The sequence below is a fragment of the Hymenobacter sp. HD11105 genome (genome assembly GCF_054051685.1).
This window is the reverse complement of the sequence record NZ_JBSWBR010000008.1, coordinates 125,018-143,602: the sequence shown is the minus strand read 5'-3', so window position 1 is coordinate 143,602 and position 18,585 is coordinate 125,018. Positions and strand designations below refer to the sequence as shown.

The 18,585-nt window shown below is 53.3% G+C and carries 9 protein-coding genes; 6 read left to right on the top strand and 3 right to left on the bottom strand.

Annotated elements, in window-relative coordinates; genetic code table 11:
- Nucleotides 1-507: 507 nt before the first annotated feature.
- The gene (locus tag ACW9KT_RS19155) at nucleotides 508-2,115 is read right to left on the bottom strand and encodes a glycosyltransferase family 39 protein (RefSeq protein ID WP_457083384.1); all 1,608 of its coding nucleotides are present in this window, start codon (nucleotides 2,113-2,115) and stop codon (nucleotides 508-510) included.
- A gap of 364 nt (nucleotides 2,116-2,479) precedes the next feature.
- Between ACW9KT_RS19155 and ACW9KT_RS19150 the strand changes: the two genes are divergently transcribed.
- Nucleotides 2,480-3,364, top strand: coding sequence for an alpha/beta hydrolase (locus ACW9KT_RS19150; RefSeq protein ID WP_457083382.1), 885 nt, complete (start codon nucleotides 2,480-2,482; stop codon nucleotides 3,362-3,364).
- A gap of 174 nt (nucleotides 3,365-3,538) precedes the next feature.
- Here ACW9KT_RS19150 and ACW9KT_RS19145 read toward each other — a convergent pair whose 3' ends face one another.
- On the bottom strand, nucleotides 3,539-3,958 hold the full coding sequence (locus ACW9KT_RS19145) for a hypothetical protein (RefSeq protein ID WP_457083380.1): 420 nt from the start codon (nucleotides 3,956-3,958) through the stop codon (nucleotides 3,539-3,541).
- A gap of 703 nt (nucleotides 3,959-4,661) precedes the next feature.
- Here ACW9KT_RS19145 and ACW9KT_RS19140 point away from each other — a divergent pair.
- A complete protein-coding gene (locus ACW9KT_RS19140; RefSeq protein WP_457083378.1) occupies nucleotides 4,662-9,155 on the top strand; it encodes an InlB B-repeat-containing protein in 4,494 nt (1,497 codons plus the stop codon).
- A gap of 739 nt (nucleotides 9,156-9,894) precedes the next feature.
- On the opposite strand, the gene ACW9KT_RS19135 is transcribed toward ACW9KT_RS19140, so the two are convergent.
- Nucleotides 9,895-10,068 carry a hypothetical protein gene (locus ACW9KT_RS19135; protein WP_457083376.1) on the bottom strand — a complete coding sequence of 58 codons (174 nt, stop codon included), beginning with the start codon at nucleotides 10,066-10,068 and terminating at the stop codon, nucleotides 9,895-9,897.
- A 134-nt stretch (nucleotides 10,069-10,202) separates the two neighbouring features.
- Between ACW9KT_RS19135 and ACW9KT_RS19130 the strand changes: the two genes are divergently transcribed.
- The 4 genes from ACW9KT_RS19130 (at nucleotide 10,203) to ACW9KT_RS19115 (ending at nucleotide 18,418) form a co-directional block, all read left to right on the top strand.
- Nucleotides 10,203-13,307, top strand: a complete 3,105-nt coding sequence (locus ACW9KT_RS19130) for a SusC/RagA family TonB-linked outer membrane protein (protein ID WP_457083374.1) — start codon at nucleotides 10,203-10,205, stop codon at nucleotides 13,305-13,307.
- 31 nt (nucleotides 13,308-13,338) lie between these two features.
- On the top strand, nucleotides 13,339-14,859 hold the full coding sequence (locus ACW9KT_RS19125; RefSeq protein WP_457083372.1) for a SusD/RagB family nutrient-binding outer membrane lipoprotein: 1,521 nt from the start codon (nucleotides 13,339-13,341) through the stop codon (nucleotides 14,857-14,859).
- A gap of 288 nt (nucleotides 14,860-15,147) precedes the next feature.
- Nucleotides 15,148-16,683, top strand: a complete 1,536-nt coding sequence (locus ACW9KT_RS19120; RefSeq protein WP_457083370.1) for a S10 family peptidase — start codon at nucleotides 15,148-15,150, stop codon at nucleotides 16,681-16,683.
- A gap of 127 nt (nucleotides 16,684-16,810) precedes the next feature.
- Entirely contained in the window at nucleotides 16,811-18,418 is a 1,608-nt protein-coding gene (locus ACW9KT_RS19115) for an amidohydrolase family protein (RefSeq protein ID WP_457083368.1), read from the top strand.
- Nucleotides 18,419-18,585 lie beyond the last annotated feature (167 nt).

The following is an 18,585-nucleotide window of genomic DNA, read 5'->3' as shown; positions in this document are numbered from 1 at the left end:
GATTGCTTGGTATAAAACGACCCCTGCGACGAAGAAAATGCCCAGGTGGAAGCATACATATATTATAACACCAAACCAGTTGACATTCTGCAGAAACAGGCCCATAGGTGTAAAAAAAGCAGCTTCCCCTTACCAGCATGAAAAGTAGAAAAGTACCACAATTAGATGCTAAGGGCAATAGGGACCAAAACTACCACTATTCCGAGGTGGCGCTTATAAATAAGATTATGTCAAGCGACAAAACCAAGAAATCTGATCGGCTACCAAAAAGGCATAAAACTATCTTTTATCTTATCGCTCGCACGCTGTCTTAGTCGACTCCTTTGCCCGGCTCTAGGCAAAGCCTCCTGGTTTTGCTGCTCCTCGCCGGCACGGTCAATGCGTGCCAGCCGTCTTGTCCCGCAAGGTTAGTGGAAGCTGATGAGTACGAATAAGTGCTTTTATTACGCTAGATACCCTAATCAGTCTTCCTTATTCGCCCTAAACCGGGAGTCTCGCAATTACTCACTAGAGGTTGATTTGCCAAATCTGAGGGGATAACATATTTGCCTCCTTTTTTAGGGGAACCATGCTTTCGCCAAATCTTGATTTTAACTTTTGTACAAGTTTGTCCGATGCTTGTACTACATATATCTCTGAATAAGCTTTGCTGTTAATTTCTTCTAGGTTAGCCTGTATCTCTCCATTACAGTACACGATATCCGCATTTGTTGCCTTCGATTCATTTAGGATAGCCAGAAAATTGGCGAATCCCCAACCGCTAAAGTCTGTTATTAGTAAAGGATGGTTCGCAAGGGCAATCAGTTGAGCCTCTTGGATGTTTGATTCGCAATCTGGACGGGTATTCCAGCACCTGGTATTCCCAATTTTTACAATAGAGGTAATCCCTAATAAAACTAACCCACTGTACAGGCCAGCGTAGAGGAGTTTCCCGTTTGCAATTCTATCTTTTAATAGGTTGGTTACCACTAAACTAATGCCTACCATATTGACAATTTGATAACGCCAAAGAGCCGATGAGAAGCTACTTCTAAGAAGATCGGTGAGGTAGAACAAAAAAAACAGGGGGAAAATTAGCAATATAATAAACCATCTCACTTGTTTCGGGGTGTTAGTAAACAAGTAAAAAATAGCAAACACAATAAATATAATAATAATAAAATCAAGGAGAAGAGCAGAATAAATAGCTGGTGTTGCGATTCCGGTTAATAACATAAAGTATATTTCGGAATCGAATAAATAGACAAATGACTTTACGAAGCCGGACAGCTGAAAAAACAAAAGGTCTAAAGAAAATAGAGAAGAATGACTGAATTTATGCCAGCTCAGACCACTCTGGATTTTCTCGCTAACTGAATACAGGAAATACATCCAGGGCAAATAGGCTAAAACAATACACAAAAAGGGGAAAGCAAATTTTAGCCGCAATTCTTTTTTGAAAAGAAATATATACACCAAGTGCCCAAAGACAAAAATACCTGAAAGTGCGGAGGTGTATAACGCTAGGCTCGATGCTACCACATACCCAATCCACCAACGTAATTTATCTTGCCTTAGCACCTGCAAGAATAAATAATTGGTCACAATGAAAAAGAATACCCACAACATATAATATCGGGCTTCCTGGGCTTCAAAATTTATAAAAGGAGATACCGCATACAAGCTAAGCGCAATCCAGGCCGCCAGCGCTGAGTTGAACAAGTTTTTTGCCAGCAGGAACAGAAAAGGCAAGGAAAGGATAAATATACATACCGAGAACAAGCGGTAATCTCTTTCGTTATCTCCCGCTAGGCGATACCATACCGTTAAAAAAGCATAATGCGCCGGCGTAAGGTGGGTATCCGAAAATATGCCTGCTACTTCACTTTTAATGGTGAAAGGCTGCGTACTCAAGTGTAGAAGGCTATCGTAATAACTAATGCTTTTAATTTGGTTAACTGGTATGTCTTTCTCAATGATGTATCTAGGTTTAATGCCTGAGGTATATAGAACGGTAGAAACCTCATCCTCCCAAAATAATTTATAGTTTAAATGGTAAAACTTAAGGGCTGTTCCAATTATAAGAATCGCAATGTATAGCCAGGGCTTCAGAAAGAAATGGCGAATGCTATTCATCAGCTATAGTAAGTTTAGTCGTCAATAATTACTGCCACCTACTATATAGACGGAGGTTATTATAGTTATCACCCCCCGTTAGTTGGCTAAATGGAGCGGGACAAACGAATATAATACTATATTTAAAACAATAGATCGTAGCTAGGAGACAGTCTTTTTAAGAGAGGTAATCCAGGAAAAGCCAAAAAACGTTTGAAAAAAGGTCCGTTCAGTTGGCTGTAGGGGCCTTATCTCTTATCACTCTTCTCATATCAACTTAAGGCGCGCTATGGCTTAACTTGCTCGACATAGAATTGGCCTCCGAGGCAGGTATAGACGGTGTTTCCATCCTGCACATGTAGGCCCTTGATCAGCAGAGAATCCCATGAAACAGGTTCTTCTTTTCCTTGCCGCTGTTTTGTTATGCTTCCCCTGTGCGGCGCAGCCCGGCAATCAACTAGTTCTGGGCAAAACTGACAGCATCCAGTCCAAACTCTTGCAAGAAAAGAGAAAGTTTTATGTCCATGTACCCGCTAGCGCTTCCGGGAAGCAGGCGGCCAACAAACGATATCCGGTGGTGTATCTATTGGATGCGGATGCCCAGTTCGCCTCGACAACCAGTATGATTCAATACCTGAGTACCCATTACAACACGCGGTGTCCGGAAATGATCGTGGTCGGTATTCTTCATCCGGACCGACGAAAAGATTTAACCCCCACGCATGTGGCCGCCGACCCGCCTTTTTGGGCGCCTGGCACCAGCAAAACGACCGGGGGAGGGGAAGCATTTATTGCGTTTATGGAACAGGAATTGATGCCCTATATTGACCAGCACTATCCGACCCAACCGGACAAAATGCTGATTGGCCACTCGCTCGGCGGGCTCACCGTGATGCAAATATTCGTGCATCATACCCGGTTATTTACTTCCTATATCTGTATTGACCCCAGTATGTGGTGGGATAATCAAACCCTCTTAAAAGAAACGAAGCGGGCGTTAGCGAGCAGGCGTTTTCACGGCACATCCCTCTATCTAGGCATCGCCCACACGGCCAATAAGCGGATTGATCTAAAGCAGGTAGGAATGGATACGACCGAGGATACCATGCATATGCGGAGTATCTTAACCTTGCAGCGCTATTTGGAAACCAATAAGCACAATAGGTTGAACTACCGGGGAAAATATTATCAAAACGAGAGCCATATGTCGGTGCCCTTGATTACAACATATGAGGCCCTGCATTTTATCTTTGGCGAGGGGCTAAAGTAGCCTGAACGTCGTCTCGTGCTGAGGGTGACGAACCCACCTACGGGCGCCGCCCGCGCGGGGCGTCTTTTTTCCCCGGCTGGGCGACCTTCAGGACCAAAGATTCGCGCAGCAGCGCTACCGCGCCAAGGGCCTGAACCTACTGACTAGCCCCAAAGCGGCTGTGCGCCGCCGGAGCTAGCAACCGAGGGCGCACGGCTCCGGGGCCCTGGCTACCCGGCGTTCCAGGGCGGCTAGGGCCAGGATAATTAGCACTTCCCCGAGAAAGTAAGCGGCTCCCAAGGGCGTCAACTGGCGGTAAAAATAACCACACAGGCCCCCTACCAGGCCGCAGTAGAGCATGATGTTACCTCGCCACACGAGGGTTAAAAAGCGCCGCCACTGCTTCAGCACCAAGTAAAAACAACTAAGCGAGAAGCCGGCGTACAGGCCAGCCAGCAGCGTGAAGCCCTGCAAGACGGGGCGTGGTAGGCCGAAGCGCTCGGCAAAAGCGACCGTCACCACTCCTAGGCAGCCGGCAGTAAGTAACGCGCCCCCGCCATCGAGCAGGAACAGGTGCTGAGGGTGGCGCAGAAAGTAGGGGAAGAGCCGTGGCATGGAATAATGGGCTTGGACGGTCAACAGCCGGGTAGGGACGGCGCCGAGGCTAGCGAATATAGACGCTATCCGCGGGACCGTGCTGGCCCCGCGGATGGGTAGCTAGAACCCCGAGAGGGCCTGGTGCTAAACGAAGGGGGTAGCGTAGCCTTATCGCTGTCGTATAAATGCCATTATGATAAATATCATCGGCCGCAACCGGTACTATAGGCTCTTGAGCGGGGGATCCCACTCCACCTATCCGGTAAGTCGTCGACAAGTCTCTGAGCGCCTACCTGCCAACATCTGGGGGCCTCAATAAGTCAATAAGGGTAACAAGTTTCATAAACTTCAACTTGAGTGTAGGGCCCCTTTGCCAGATTGGTAAGCAAGCGGATAGCACAAGCAGTTCACACCCAGATGGGGTTAACGAACCTCCCGAATTGTAACGCCGCATTCACCTACCTACTTCTCGGTTTTCGACGGATTCCCTTCCCAGAAGGATGTGCAATCGATTCCGGGAACGTTCCCGGAATCGATTGCATAAATTCATTTGGACAATTTCGGTATTGCCTTAGCTTCTTTCTCCATCTTCGCTTCGCACCGGCCTCTAGGCTTAGGTAGTTTAAGGACACTCGAAAGAATGCAATTCCTCCGTCAGCGAGGAGACCGCCCCCAGAAGCACGCTACGTATTTTCCTTTTTCACTCTTCACTTTATTGAAAATGAAAAAACATTTATTCATTTTATTGCTCGCCACATTTTTAGTTAACCTCACCGCTTTCGGCGCCAATTATTATGTCTCTCCAGCGGGGACTGAGGCAGGCAGCGGAACCATCGACAATCCTTTCCGCAGCTTGCAGCAGGCCATCGCTCAAGCCAGTGCCGGTGATTACATTTATTTACGGGGCGGCTTCTACGCGGAGCCTACCGAAATAACCATCGGCCGGACTAATAGTGGTACGGCCGATGCTCTCAAGCACTTATTTGCCTACGAGGGCGAAGTACCCGTACTGAATTTCACGGCGCAACCGGAGCTTTCCTCGAACCAAGGACTCACCTTGAATGGCAATTACTGGCACCTGAAGGGCCTGATTATCGAGGAAGCCGGAGACAACGGCATCTTTATCGGGGGCAACAACAACACGGTAGAGCGTTGTATTACCCGCCGTAACCGGGATACGGGGTTGCAGCTCGGGCGCTATTCATCCACCGCCACGGTAGCCGAGTGGCCGTCAAACAACTTGATCCTCAACTGCGAGTCCTACGACAACAAAGATTCCGGTAACGAAAACGCCGATGGCTTTGCCGCCAAATTGACCACCGGCCCCGGCAATATATTCCGGGGCTGTGTGGCCCACCACAACATTGATGATGGCTGGGATTTGTACACGAAAATAGATACGGGGCCTATTGGGGCGGTAACGCTGGAAGATTGTATTGCCCACAGCAACGGCACGCTCACCACGGGCGGCACGTCCGGCAACGGCGATAAAAACGGGTTTAAACTGGGGGGCGAAGACATCGCCGTAAACCATATTGTAAGAAGATGTATTGCCTTCAACAATGGCAAGCATGGCTTCACCTATAACCGAAACTTGGGCTCTATCGAGATGACCAACAATACAGGTTATAAGAACGCCCAGCGTAACTTCACTTTCGACGGCGGTACGCACGTTTTTAAGAATAACCTGTCTTTCCAGTCGGCTTCTAACGATAAACTGGTGGGCACCATGGCAGGCCCTAACGCTTTCACGGACGGAACCTCTACTTTGGGGGTAACCGCTGCCTCTTTCCAGACCTTAACTCCTGGCCCGGATGCAAACCCTACCTCGAACGGATTCCTTAATTTAGCTACAGGAAGCAATTTGATTGATGCAGGCGTTGCTTCGGCCGGAATTACTTACAAGGGTACTGCCCCTGACTTGGGAGCAGTAGAATCGGACGGCACGACAACAACTCCTACTGGTTTTACTTTAACGGTAACGGCCAGTCCCACCAGTGGGGGATCGATAACCAAAAGCCCGGATAAAAGCACCTATACGGCCGGGGAAGTAATAACCCTAACGGCCACTGCGGTCACCGGCTACACCTTTGGTAGCTGGGGCGGAGCGGCCACGGGCACCGCGGCCACGACCACTGTCACTATTAACGCCAACACCAGTGTAACCGCCACGTTTACGGCTACTACGCCCGGTGGTACCCCCACCGGCCCCACCGTGCGGATAGATAACACGGCCTCCCCGGCCACGGGTCTGTGTAGTTTCGATGGTTCTTTACGCGCCGTGGGTGCGGTCAGTGTGATCAACCTGTCGAATACCGCCGGCAAAGGCATCAACTGGAAAGTGGAAGTGCCGGCGGCCGGCACGTATGCCCTGCAGTGGCGCTACGCCGGGGGGGGCTCCACGGCGGCTGAAACCGCTAAGCTTCTGGTAAATGGCGTTACGGCCCTGGAAAGTATTTCTTTTCCTAAGCCAGCTGGCAGCACCTCCTTTCTGACCACCCAGCCGGTAAATGTTCAGTTGGGAACCGGAGTAAACGAAATCAGAGTAGAGGTAACCCAGTCCCTGGCTTATGCCGACATTGAATACATCGAAGTTACGGGCAATAGCCCGAAAGCTACCGATTGCAGTAAGCCCATCGGTTCCGGTGGGGGCGATAATCCGGTGCCTACTTACACTATTTCGGCTGCTGCCAACCCCAGCAATGGTGGTACTATCAGCTTCACCCCGGCCAGTGGTCCCTATGCTGAAGGCACAACGGTAACAGTGGTGGCCACGGCCGCCAGCGGCTATCAGTTCACGGGCTGGAGCGGGGATGTTATGGGCACTTCCGCCAGCACTACCGTTACGGTAAACAGCAACAAGAGCATTACCGCTACCTTTTCGGAGATTACCCCGCCGGCTACCTATCAGCTTACTACGGCCGTACAGGGGCAGGGTAGCGTAAGTCCTTCCACGGGTCCTATCAAAAACGGAGAGGCAGTTACTTTGACCGCTACCCCGGCCGCCGGCTGGCAGTTCGTCGGCTGGAGTGGCGACGCAAATGGGTCGGTTAATCCTTTGTCCGTCATCATGAATGCGGATAAGAGAATAACGGCCATCTTTTCGGATGGCAGCATCCCCCCCGTCAATAATAGCATGGTGGGTTATGCCACCGTTGACGGAGAAGGCTATACCACGACATCCGGAGGACAGGGCGGAGCCGTAATTACCATCAGTACGTTGGCCCAACTGCAAGCCTGGGCCCTCACTCGGGAAAATAAAACAGTCCCCGAGATTGTGCATATCAATGGCAAGATTGAAGCCTCTGCTTCGACGGTCGTAACTATTAAGCACGGTGCCAACGTGTCGGTGCTGGGCGTGGGCAGCACGGCCGAACTGAAGAACGTGGGCCTGAACTTCCGAAACTACAAGAACGTCATCGTCCGCAACCTGAAAATTCACGAAGTATTTTATCCAAATGACGGGCTCACCATCGATGAGTGCCAGCATGTGTGGATAGACCACAATGAGTTTCACAGCATCATTGGCCCTGGCATTGGCGTAGATACTTATGATGGCCTGATGGACATTAAGAATGGCTCGCGCTACGTGACCGTCTCGTGGAACCACTTCCATGACCACATGAAAACCGTGCTGGTGGGCCATACCGACAACAGCGGCGCCGAAGCAACTGACCGCCAGATACGGGTAACCTTCCACCATAACTATTTCGAAAATACCGATGGCCGCAACCCAAGCTTACGCTGGGGAGCTGTGCACATGTACAATAACTATCTGCGCAACATCTCGGATTATGGTATCGCCGTTCGGCAAGGGGCTCACGCGCTGTTAGAAAACAATGTGTATGAAAACGTGAAGCTGCCGGTTTCCACGAATAAGTTTGACGGGGAAGGCTTCGCCTGTGAAAGAGGAAACTTGTTCACTGGCACATCCGGGGCTAACTCCATCACCCAAACCGATTGTGCCTGGTGGACTTCCACGACGCTTCCCTATGAGTATACCTTGGATCCGGTAACCAGTGTTACTTCCACGGTTCCGGGCAATGTGGGCGTGGGCAAAGTGGATGTAACCGGCGGGGATACCCCACCGGTAGTGACGTACGCGCTGACTACCGCAGTAAGAGGACAAGGCACGGTGTTGCCCGCAGCAGGCCCTTTCACTGCCGGCACTATAGCTACCCTGACGGCTACCCCTAGCGAAGGCTGGCAGTTTAGCAGCTGGAGCGGCGACGCTTCGGGTACCACCAATCCGGTAGCGGTTACGATGAACGCGAACAAAGCCGTAACGGCTATTTTCTCCCGAATCGAGTACCAGATAGCCACCACCGTGATCGGTCAGGGGACGGTAACTAGTTCGGCCGGACCTTATTACGCTGGCGAAATAGCAACCTTTACCGCCACCCCGGCCCCCGGCTGGAAATTTGATAGTTGGGGCGGGGATGCAATGGGGACAAACAACCCGGTTGCTGTTGCCCTGGACGGGAACAAAGCGGTTACGGCCAACTTCACTCGCCTTGAGTACCAGGTAGCCGCTACAGTAGCCGGTGAGGGCAGCATAGAAGTGTCAAATGGCCCCTACTATGTCGGCGCCACCGCTACCTTGACCGCTACGCCGGCCGCCGGCTGGAAATTTGACCACTGGAGTGGCAGCGCTACGGGAACGACGAACCCATTGACCTTTACCGTGGAGGGGAATACGTCGGTAACGGCGCATTTTTCGCGGCTTGAATACCGGTTAACGGTGCTAACCGAAGGGCAAGGGAGCGTGAGTTATACCGACCGCATCTACTATGCGGGCGAAACAGCGGTCGTGACCGCGGTGGCTGCCTCGGGCTACGAGTTCAGCGGCTGGGGTGGGGCTGCCAGTGGAACCACGAACCCCTTGACCATTAGCATGAAGGCAAACACATCGATCACGGCTAAATTCACGAAAAAGGGCAACCCAGGAGGGGGCAACTCGGCCGGGGTGGTTAATGTTTATCCCAACCCGATGAGGGGCGCAACCACCTTTGAAGTTTCCTTGGTGAAGAAAGCCAGAGTCAAAATCAGCATCCTATACTCCGATGGCCGACTGCTGCAGGTAGTTACTAATCAGAGCTATAATGCTGGCGCAAACCAGATTCCATATGTGAACGGGAATATGGTAGCTGGTTTATACTTCTACGTAGTTGAGATAGACAAGGAAGTAATACGAGGCCAACTGATGGTGGAATAGCCGCTGGGAGTGAGCAAAAAGCAAAGAAGCCAGGAGACTGAAATCTCCTGGCTTCTTTGCTTTTTGCTCCTTCAGGGGCCAGCTCACTGGAGGGAAGCCGAGGGAAGGTTCAGTCCACTACTAAAGCCGCCACCTAGGCGCCGTTTCGCCTAGGTGGCGGCTTTAGTACCCCCTGCCGGCGAGCAGGACCGGAGCAGCCGGTGTCTACATTTCCGCTAAGCGTAGCGCACGCCGGGAATGGTGGCAGCAGGCCTGGTAGAAATGGGGGCGTAGTGCAGAGGCGGCGTAGCAGACGAAGCAGAGCCCCTGCCCCCACAACTGGTACAAGGGGCCGCTATACGAGCAAGCATGCAGCCTCTAGTCCTATAATGGCGGTGGTTGTTGCAAAAGTCTGCTAGGTAGCTGAACACCGGGTCTTCGAGACCGCATCCGCTGCCCCCAGGGGCGCTACCCCAGTCTTTCTAGCGCTTACTAATTGCCCATGCGACCCCATAGATTCCCAGCGGGGCGTTTTGCAACAGCCACGGCGCTTCTAGAACATCAATTCCCAGTTCGTAGAATCTTTTCCGCACTAGTTTGACACTTGGCCTAGGACGTGATAATGGGGGCTAATCAAACCCTATTCGAAAGATGACGGCTTAACCCACCGTTTGTCTAAATAAAGAGCCGTGATGTTAAGCGGTGTCGTTTTTCTTCTGCTAAGGGGCGTTCAGGGAGTAGCCTATTGCCTCACATTTTCTCAGAGCACCCCGTGGCGCGGGTCCGTCTTGGTAATCATCTCGTAGTCCAGTAGCAGCTCCATACCAGCCAGGTGGCGCACGAAAAAGTCCCAGCGGCGGCGGGTCATGTAGGGTGCATTAGTGCCGTAGGTATATAATGCCTGCGGAAACATGACTAGGTCAGAATTACTCACGCCTTAGCCAGGGGTATCAACAGCTATAGATTCAGGGCATCAGTCCAGAATCATAGATCTTATTTATATCTCGTATTTTCTTATTTATATATCTTATTCACCTATATTCCTTTATGAAACCTTAACTGACTTTTATGATGAGAAAACTACTCTCAGTTTTTCTGTTCTTAAGCGTCTGCCAGATGGCACTAGCCCAGGACAAAGAAATTACAGGCAAAGTTGTTTCTAAGGAAGACAACTCACCTATGCCGGGTGTCACGCTGGTGCTCGAAGGCACTACCAGAGGCACCCAAACAGACCTGGGGGGCAAATTTAGTTTGCAGGCCCCCGAAGGCGCCACGCTAATTGTTTCCTTCATTGGCTTCCTGACGCAGAGAATACCCGTCACGAATCAGAGTGTGTACAACATCTCCATTGCGCAGGACACGAAGCTGCTCAATGAAGTGGTGGTTACCTCCTTCGGTATTGAACGCGACAAGAAATCGCTGGGGTATGGGGTGAGTGGGGTCAGCGCTGAGCAGATCACGAAGGCCCCCGTGACCGATGTGACCAACGCGTTGGCGGGCAAAGTGGCCGGGGTGCAGATCTCCGGTACCGGGGGAGGGCTGGCCAGCTCCAACATCACGATCCGGGGCTTCTCCAGTATCACGGGCAGTAACCAGCCCTTGTTCGTGGTAGATGGCGTGCCGATTGATAACAGCGGAGGCGCCAACACTGTGAATTCAGGGGTAGCTACCGCCAACCGGGCGGCGGATATCAATCCGGACGATATAGAAAGCATCAGTGTGTTGAAAGGCGCCGCAGCCACCGTTCTCTACGGATCGAGGGCGGCTTCCGGCGTTATCCTCATCACCACCAAAAAAGGCAAGACGGGCACCAAAAACCTGATTAACTTCTCCTCCAACTACGGCGTAGGGACGATAAACCGGTTTCCTGACTTTCAAAACGAGTACGCCCAGGGCAACAACGGCACGTACGCTAGCAATGCACCCGGCTCGTGGGGGCCGCGCATAAATGGGCAGACCGTAACCAACTGGTTTGGGGAAGAGGAAGTGCTGCAAGCCTACCCCAACAATGTGCGCGACATTCTGCAGAGCTCCACCTTTTTCCAGAATAACCTGAGCTTCTCCGGTGCTACCGATAAAAGCAACTACCGGGTATCCTACGGCAATACCTATGAGACGGGGCTGGTACCGGGTAATGAGCTGAACAGAAACTCTTTCAACCTCAATCTCGGCACTAGCATAACGGACAAGCTGACGGTCAACACCTCCATCAACTACATCAACAATCGCTCTGAGCGAACCCAGGCCGGCAACCAGGGCTCCAACCCGCTATGGCGCGGCATCTACACGCCCCGCAGCTATAACCTGTCGGGCTTGCCCTACCAGGATCAGCTGGGCAACCAGCTCTGGTTTGCCGCCGAGGACCATCCCTACTGGGCCATTGAGCACGTGACCTTCTCAGACGAGACCAACCGAGTATTTGGTAACCTGAACCTGGCCTATGACTTTACGGACTGGCTGCGGGCCGACTTCCGAATTGGGGGCGACGTATTTTCTACCCGCAGCAAAGGCTTTGATGACAAAGGCATCCGCAGCAACGGCAATACCAACTCGGCCGGCGCCGGCGGCTTGCGAGACCGCGAGCTATTTTCCCGCGATATCAACTCCTACCTCACGGTAACCGGCAACCGAAACCTGGGGACCGACTTCCGAATCACGGCCACCTTAGGCAACGAGGTGATATCCAACTACAGCAGTAATATAAACGCCGTCGGCCTAGGTATCGTGGTGCCGGGGTTCGATAACCTGAAGAACTTCCTAGCTTATAACCCTTCCGGCGAGATTACGGAGCGCCGGCTAATGGGCTTCTTCGGCGACTTTATTGTGGATTACAAGAGCTTCCTCACCCTGAACATCAAAGGCAGAAACGATTTTTCCTCGACCCTGACCAAGGGCAACCGGTCGATCTTCTATCCGGCGGTAGCGGTGAGCTTTGTGCCGACCGACGCCTTTCCCCAGTTGAAAGGAAACATCCTTTCTTCGGCTAAGATTCGGGCCAACGTAGGAGAAGTAGGCAAGGGGGCCACAGCGTACAGCACCAGCACCTACTGGGGCCAAGCTACTGCCGCCGATGGCTGGGGCTCCACCACGGTTAACTTCCCCTTTAATGGCTTAGCGGGTTATACCTACAGAAACGACGCCGGCAATCCGAACATCAAGCCGGAGTTTACGCGCGAGATTGAGCTGGGCACCGAGCTCAGCTTCTTCCAGGACCGCTTGTACCTCGATGCCTCGGTGTACCGCAGAGACACCCGCAACCTGATCTTTGCGGTGCCGGTGCCGGCTACTTCCGGCTTTACCAGCTCGATCACCAATGCCGGCAAGCTGTCCACCAAAGGGCTGGAGGTGCTGCTGTCGGGCAGCCCGATTAAAACAGCGAATTTCCAGTGGGAGTCAGTTCTAAACTTTACGACCTTCCGCACCGTGGTCGAGGAGCTGGCGCCGGGCGTGGAAAGACTGACCATTGGGGGCTTCACCTCTCCAAACACCCAGGCCGTTGCCGGCCAGCAGTACGGCCTGATCTACTCTACCGACTACCTCAAGGACGAGCAGGGAAGACTCCAGATCGGCGCCAACGGGCTGCCGCTTACGGCTCCCGGCGTATCGGCAATAGGTAATCCGAATCCGCGGTTTACCATGGGCCTGACTAATACCTTCACCTACAAAGCCTTTAACCTGTCCTTTCTGATAGACTGGAAGCATAAAGGCGATATTCTCTCCCGCACGGTGGGCGATTTAAGAATTCAGGGTGTGGCGGCAGAAACGGCCGAGTTCCCCCGCTTTAACCCGGATGGCACCCCGAACAAGCCCTACCTGTTCGATGGGGTGTTGGCTGATGGCCGACCAAACGATGTGTATGTGACCGCGCAGGACTACTGGGGCCTGCGAGGCAAGTATGTGGCCTGGTCTGGCTATGTACAAGATGCCTCATTTGTGAAGCTGCGCGAGGCGAACCTGGGCTATAACCTACCCAAGCAGCTGCTGGCCCGCGTTGGCTTTATCGACGCGCTCCAGGTATCGCTTTATGGCCGCAACCTGCTAGTGTATGCGCCGAACTACCCACACCTTGATCCGGAGCAGAACCTGCTGGGAGTGAGCAACGCCCGCGGTCTGGAGTTTGGTATTCAGCCCATAGCCAGAACAGTCGGAGCCAGCTTGAGGGCCACATTTTAACTTTTTCTCTACCTGAAGTTAAAGCAAACACATGAAGTACCATAAAATCCTATACATAGCGCTGGTGTCTGCCGGGTTGATTTTCCCCTCGTGTGACAGCTTTTTTGATGTTAACGATGACCCTAATAACATCACCGTAGCCCGTGCTACCGAGATTCTTCCGGCCGCCACTACCAACATTGGCTTCATGGGAGTGAGCGATTTGATGCGCTACAGCAACCTGATCATGCAGCAGTTCTCCGGTCATGGGCCGGTGCTGAATAACACTTTCACCAACTACGAGCGCTACTCTATCAGCGACTCGGATGTAAACAATACTTGGAATAGTATTTTCGCGGGGATTCTCGCCGACCTAGAGCAGCTGATTAAAGTATCAACGGAGAATGGGAGCCCCCATTACACCGGGGTGGCTAAAATCCTGAAGGCCTATACCTATCAGGTAACGGTAGATGCCTGGGGCGATGTGCCATATACTGAAGGGCTTAAATTTGGGGAGGTACAATACCCTAAGTACGATGACGACGCCACCATTTACCCGCAGCTGATTACGCTCTTAGATGAAGGGATAGCTGATCTGAATGCGCCTACCTCGCTGCTGTCGCCAAACAGCTCTACCACCATTTATGCCGCTCCTAGCTGGTCGGCCGCCAAAGTAAAATGGGAACGGCTAGCCAATACGCTGAAGCTGAGGATGTACCTGCACTACAGCGAGTCTGACCCGGCCTTTGCCTCCCAGAAGATCACGGCCCTCATCAATAGTGGCGTGGAGTTCATGAGGGCAAATGACGATAACTTCCAGATGATGTTCCTGAATCAGCCGCAGCGGCAAAACCCGCTGGCGAGCATAGAAGGGGGGCAGTTCAGAGATCAGTTTTTTCCAAACCGCTTTCTGGTGGACCTGATGAACACCACACAAGACCCCCGGCGGGCAGCCTACTTTATTCCTTTTCCTTACAACTCCACTTCGTATAAGGGCTCTACCATTCTAGACCCCACGCCATCGGCGCTGTATTCGCGGTTGCACAGCTACCTTAAAGGTACCGCCTCGGCCGTCAACCCCGCAGGGGTTCTCGCAAACGGAAGCATACAGGGCACGGCCATCACCTACGGCGGCGACGCGCCCTCCCGGCTGCTGCTATACTCCGAGTACAACTTTATCCGGGCCGAAGCCGCGTTACGCTTCGGGACCCCCGGCGATGCCGAAACCTTCTTCCGCGAAGGAATACGGGCCTCCCTGAGTAGTGCCGGCGCCGCCCCGGCCGCCATCACAGCTTACCTGGCGGCGCATGGCACCCTGACCGGCACGCCAGCGGCGAAGCTCGAGCAGATCATCAACCAGAAATACATTGCCAATTTTGGCGTGGTGATGGAAAACTGGACGGACTGGCGCCGAACCGGCTACCCTAACATTAAGCCGATCCCGACGCCTATTGCCGTGTGGAATGGCGTACCCAGGTCGCTGTTCTATCCCTTCAACGAAGTAAGTAGCAATCCCAATATTAAGCAAAAAGCGACCTTGCTGGAAAGAGTATTCTGGGACACGCGGCAATAGCAGAACCGGCGCGCCTCACGCTGCAACTGGTGAGGCGCGCCGGTTTTGCACCGCGAGTAGCTACCGCTTATTCCTCACGCTCTTGGTTAGGCACATCCACCCCGCACGGCGGACGTAGTAGAATTTTGCCCCCCGGCCGGTTGGTCAACGCACCCAGGCGCGTCGCTACCCAAGGCGGCACGGGCTACAGGGTAGACGGGGGCGCTGGCAACAAAACAACTGACGGTGAAAACGCCTACCGAGTACTACCCTGACCCTGCTACCTGTCTCAGGCTTAATGACTAAAACATGAAACGACTCTACCTCTTCTTCCTTCTCCTCTCCGTTGCTTTGCACCCCGTAGCGGCGCAGAAGCTGTCCCTGGCACTCGACTCGACGGTACGCACCAAACGCGAGGTGACGGTAAAGGGCAAACGTATTCCCTACACGGCCACCGCAGGTACCCAACCCGTCTGGGATGAGAAGGGAAAGCCAGTGGCCGGGCTATTCTACACGTACTACGAGCGCTCGGATGTGAAGGACAAGGCCAGCCGGCCCCTGGTCATTTCCTTTAACGGTGGGCCGGGCTCCGCATCGGTGTGGATGCACATTGCCTATACCGGACCTAGGTTGCTGAACATTGATAAGGAAGGATATCCCTTGCAGCCGTACGGAATAAAGGAGAACCCACACTCCATTCTGGATGTAGCCGACATCGTGTATGTAAACCCGGTAAATACTGGGCTCTCCCGCGCCGTTGATACGTTGAAGGCCGAGGCTGTCTCCAAACGGTTTTTTGGTGTAAATGCCGACATCAAGTACCTGGCCGGCTGGATAAATACCTTTGTCGGCCGCCAGAAACGGTGGGCTTCCCCTAAGTACCTGATCGGCGAGAGCTATGGTACCACCCGGGTCTCGGGGCTTGCCCTGGAGCTGCAGAATGCCCACTGGATGTATCTTAACGGGGTAATTCTGGTGTCGCCCACGGAGCTCGGTATCAAGCGCGAAGGCCCAGTAGCCGCCGCCAGTATGCTGCCGTATTATGCCGCCACGGCCTGGCATCACAAGGTGCTAGCGTCTGATCTGCAACAAAAGGATTTGACGGCGATGCTGCCTGAAGTAGAGGAATTCACGATTAATGAGCTAATTCCGGCGATTACCCGAGGCTGGAGCCTCGGGGACCAGAAAAGGAAAGAAATTGCCGGCAAAATGGCCCATTACTCCGGTTTATCAGCAGAGGTTATTCTCCAGCAAAACCTGAGTGTGCCGCCGGCTTTTTTCTGGAAAGAGCTGCTGCGTAAGGAAGGCTACACTGTTGGCCGGCTCGACTCCCGCTACATCGGCATCGATAAGCAGGAGATTGGCTTGCAGCCGGATTATGCGCCGGAGCTTACCTCGTGGCTGCATTCCTTTACCCCAGCCATTAACATGTACATCAGCGAGGAGCTGAAATACAAGACCGACATAAAGTATAATATGTTTGGCCCAGTGCGCCCCTGGGACAACAGCGATGATAACACGGGTGACAACCTGCGGCAGGCCATGGCCCAGAACCCCAACCTGCATCTGATGGTACAGTCCGGCTACTACGATGGCGCCTGCGACTATTTCAATGCGAAATACAACATGTGGCAACTGGACCCCAGCGGTAAAATGAAGGACCGCATGAGCTTCAAAGGCTACCGCAGCGGACACATGATGTACCTGCGCAGCGAAGATCTGGCCACCTCCAATGAGGATATCCGAGAGTTTATTCGGGCTTCTTTACCCAAGCCTGGCCAGCCAGCCCAGTATACCCGCAAGCAAGCGGATGGGGGTAAGCCGACAGGTCAAACGAACCGCTAGTCGGCGGCCCGGGGCGCTACCGGTCCATTTTTCATGTACGCGCGGCAGCCCCTGCGCTGCCTGATCCATCCCTACAAAGCTCTGTCTCCAGTCGAAGACAGAGCTTTGTCTTACCAGCAACATTCGCATGAAGTCACCCAAAACCCTTTTGCTGATCCTAGGCCTGCTCACCAACGTAGGGCTTTCCGCGCAGCCCGCGCCGGTGCCCCTGCCGGTACCCAACCGGCAGGAGGGGGAAGGCCCCTGGCCCCAACTCATCATCCGGGGGGTAATTCTCATCAACAGCACCGGTTCGCCGCCCCTGGGCCCAGTAGATATTGTGGTGGAAAATAATCGCATTACCGATATCCAGGTGGTGGGCACCACGGCCCTACCCATAGATGCCACGAAACGCCCCCTGCTGAAACCAGGCGGCAAGGAGCTAGACGCCGCGGGTATGTACTTATTGCCGGGCTTCGTGGATACCCATGCCCATATTGGCAACAACAATGGCTCTGATGCCAGCTATGTCTATAAGCTTTGGATGGCACATGGCGTGACGACTATTCGGGAGCCCTCGGCGGGTAATGGCCTAGCCTGGACGCTGGAGCAGAAAAAGAAAAGTGCCCAAAACACAATTACCGCCCCCCGCATCCGTGCCTATACCCGGTTTGGCATGGGCAGCAAGCAACCCATTGCCACGCCGCAACAGGCCCGCGACTGGGTCAGGCAGAACGCCAAAGCCGGCGCCGATGGTATCAAGTTCTTCGGGGCCGCCCCGGAAATCATGCAGGCAGCCGCCGCGGAAAACAAGAAGCTGGGCCTTAGGTCGGCCATCCACCATTCCCAGACGGACGTCGGCCGCTGGAATGCCCTGCACAGTGCCAAAGCCGGGATCAGCTCGTTAGAGCACTGGTATGGCCTGCCCGAAGCCATGTTTATGGACCGTACGGTGCAGCATTACGCCCTAGACTACAACTACACTAACGAACAACAACGGTTCGAGGGCGCCGGCACCTTATGGAAACAAACTGCCGCGCCATTCTCGGCGAAGTGGAACCAGGTGATGAATGAGCTGATTGCGCTGGACTTTACCCTTTGCCCGACGTTTAACATTTACGAGGCCAACCGCGACCTGATGCGGGCCCGCACCGCCGAGTGGCACGCGGACTACACCATGCCCGAACTCTGGAAGTTTTACACTCCCAGCTGGAATGCGCACGGCTCCTACTGGCACTCTTGGGGCACGGAGCAGGAGGTGCAGTGGCGAGAAAACTTCCGGTTGTGGATGGCGTTTATCAATGAATACAAAAATCGGGGTGGCCGGGTTACCGTCGGCACTGACTCGGGGTTTATCTACGAGCTTTTTGGTTTTGCTTATCCCCGCGAGCTGGAGCTGCTACGGGAGGCCGGATTTCACCCCCTGGAGGTGATACAAGCGGCCACCCTGAACGGGGCGGAGCTGCTGGGCATGGAAAAGGAAATTGGGAGCGTCGAGGTGGGTAAGCTGGCTGATTTCGTGATTGTGGAGGAGAGCCCTCTCCAGGACTTCAAGGTTTTGTATGGTACCGGCACCATCCGACTGGCCGAAAACAACCAGGTCAGTAGGGTAGGGGGAGTGAAATATACCATCAAGGATGGGATCATCTACGATGCAAAGGAGTTACTTGCTCAGGTGAGAAAAATGGTGGAAGCAGAGAAAGCTAAAACAGGCTTTCAGATGACCCAACCCGGGGTAGTCCCGCCCAAACACTGATTGGAATCAAGTCTTATTGGGGTATGGCCCTGATTCGGGAGGACGCCCCGCAACGCCGCCAGCCGCTACTTCCATTCGCTCACCTTCGTTGGCCTCCTATTGACCAAAGGTATTTTCAGCCTACCAGTCCATGGCAGGCTGTAGTCAGGGCGAAAGCAAACGGCTGT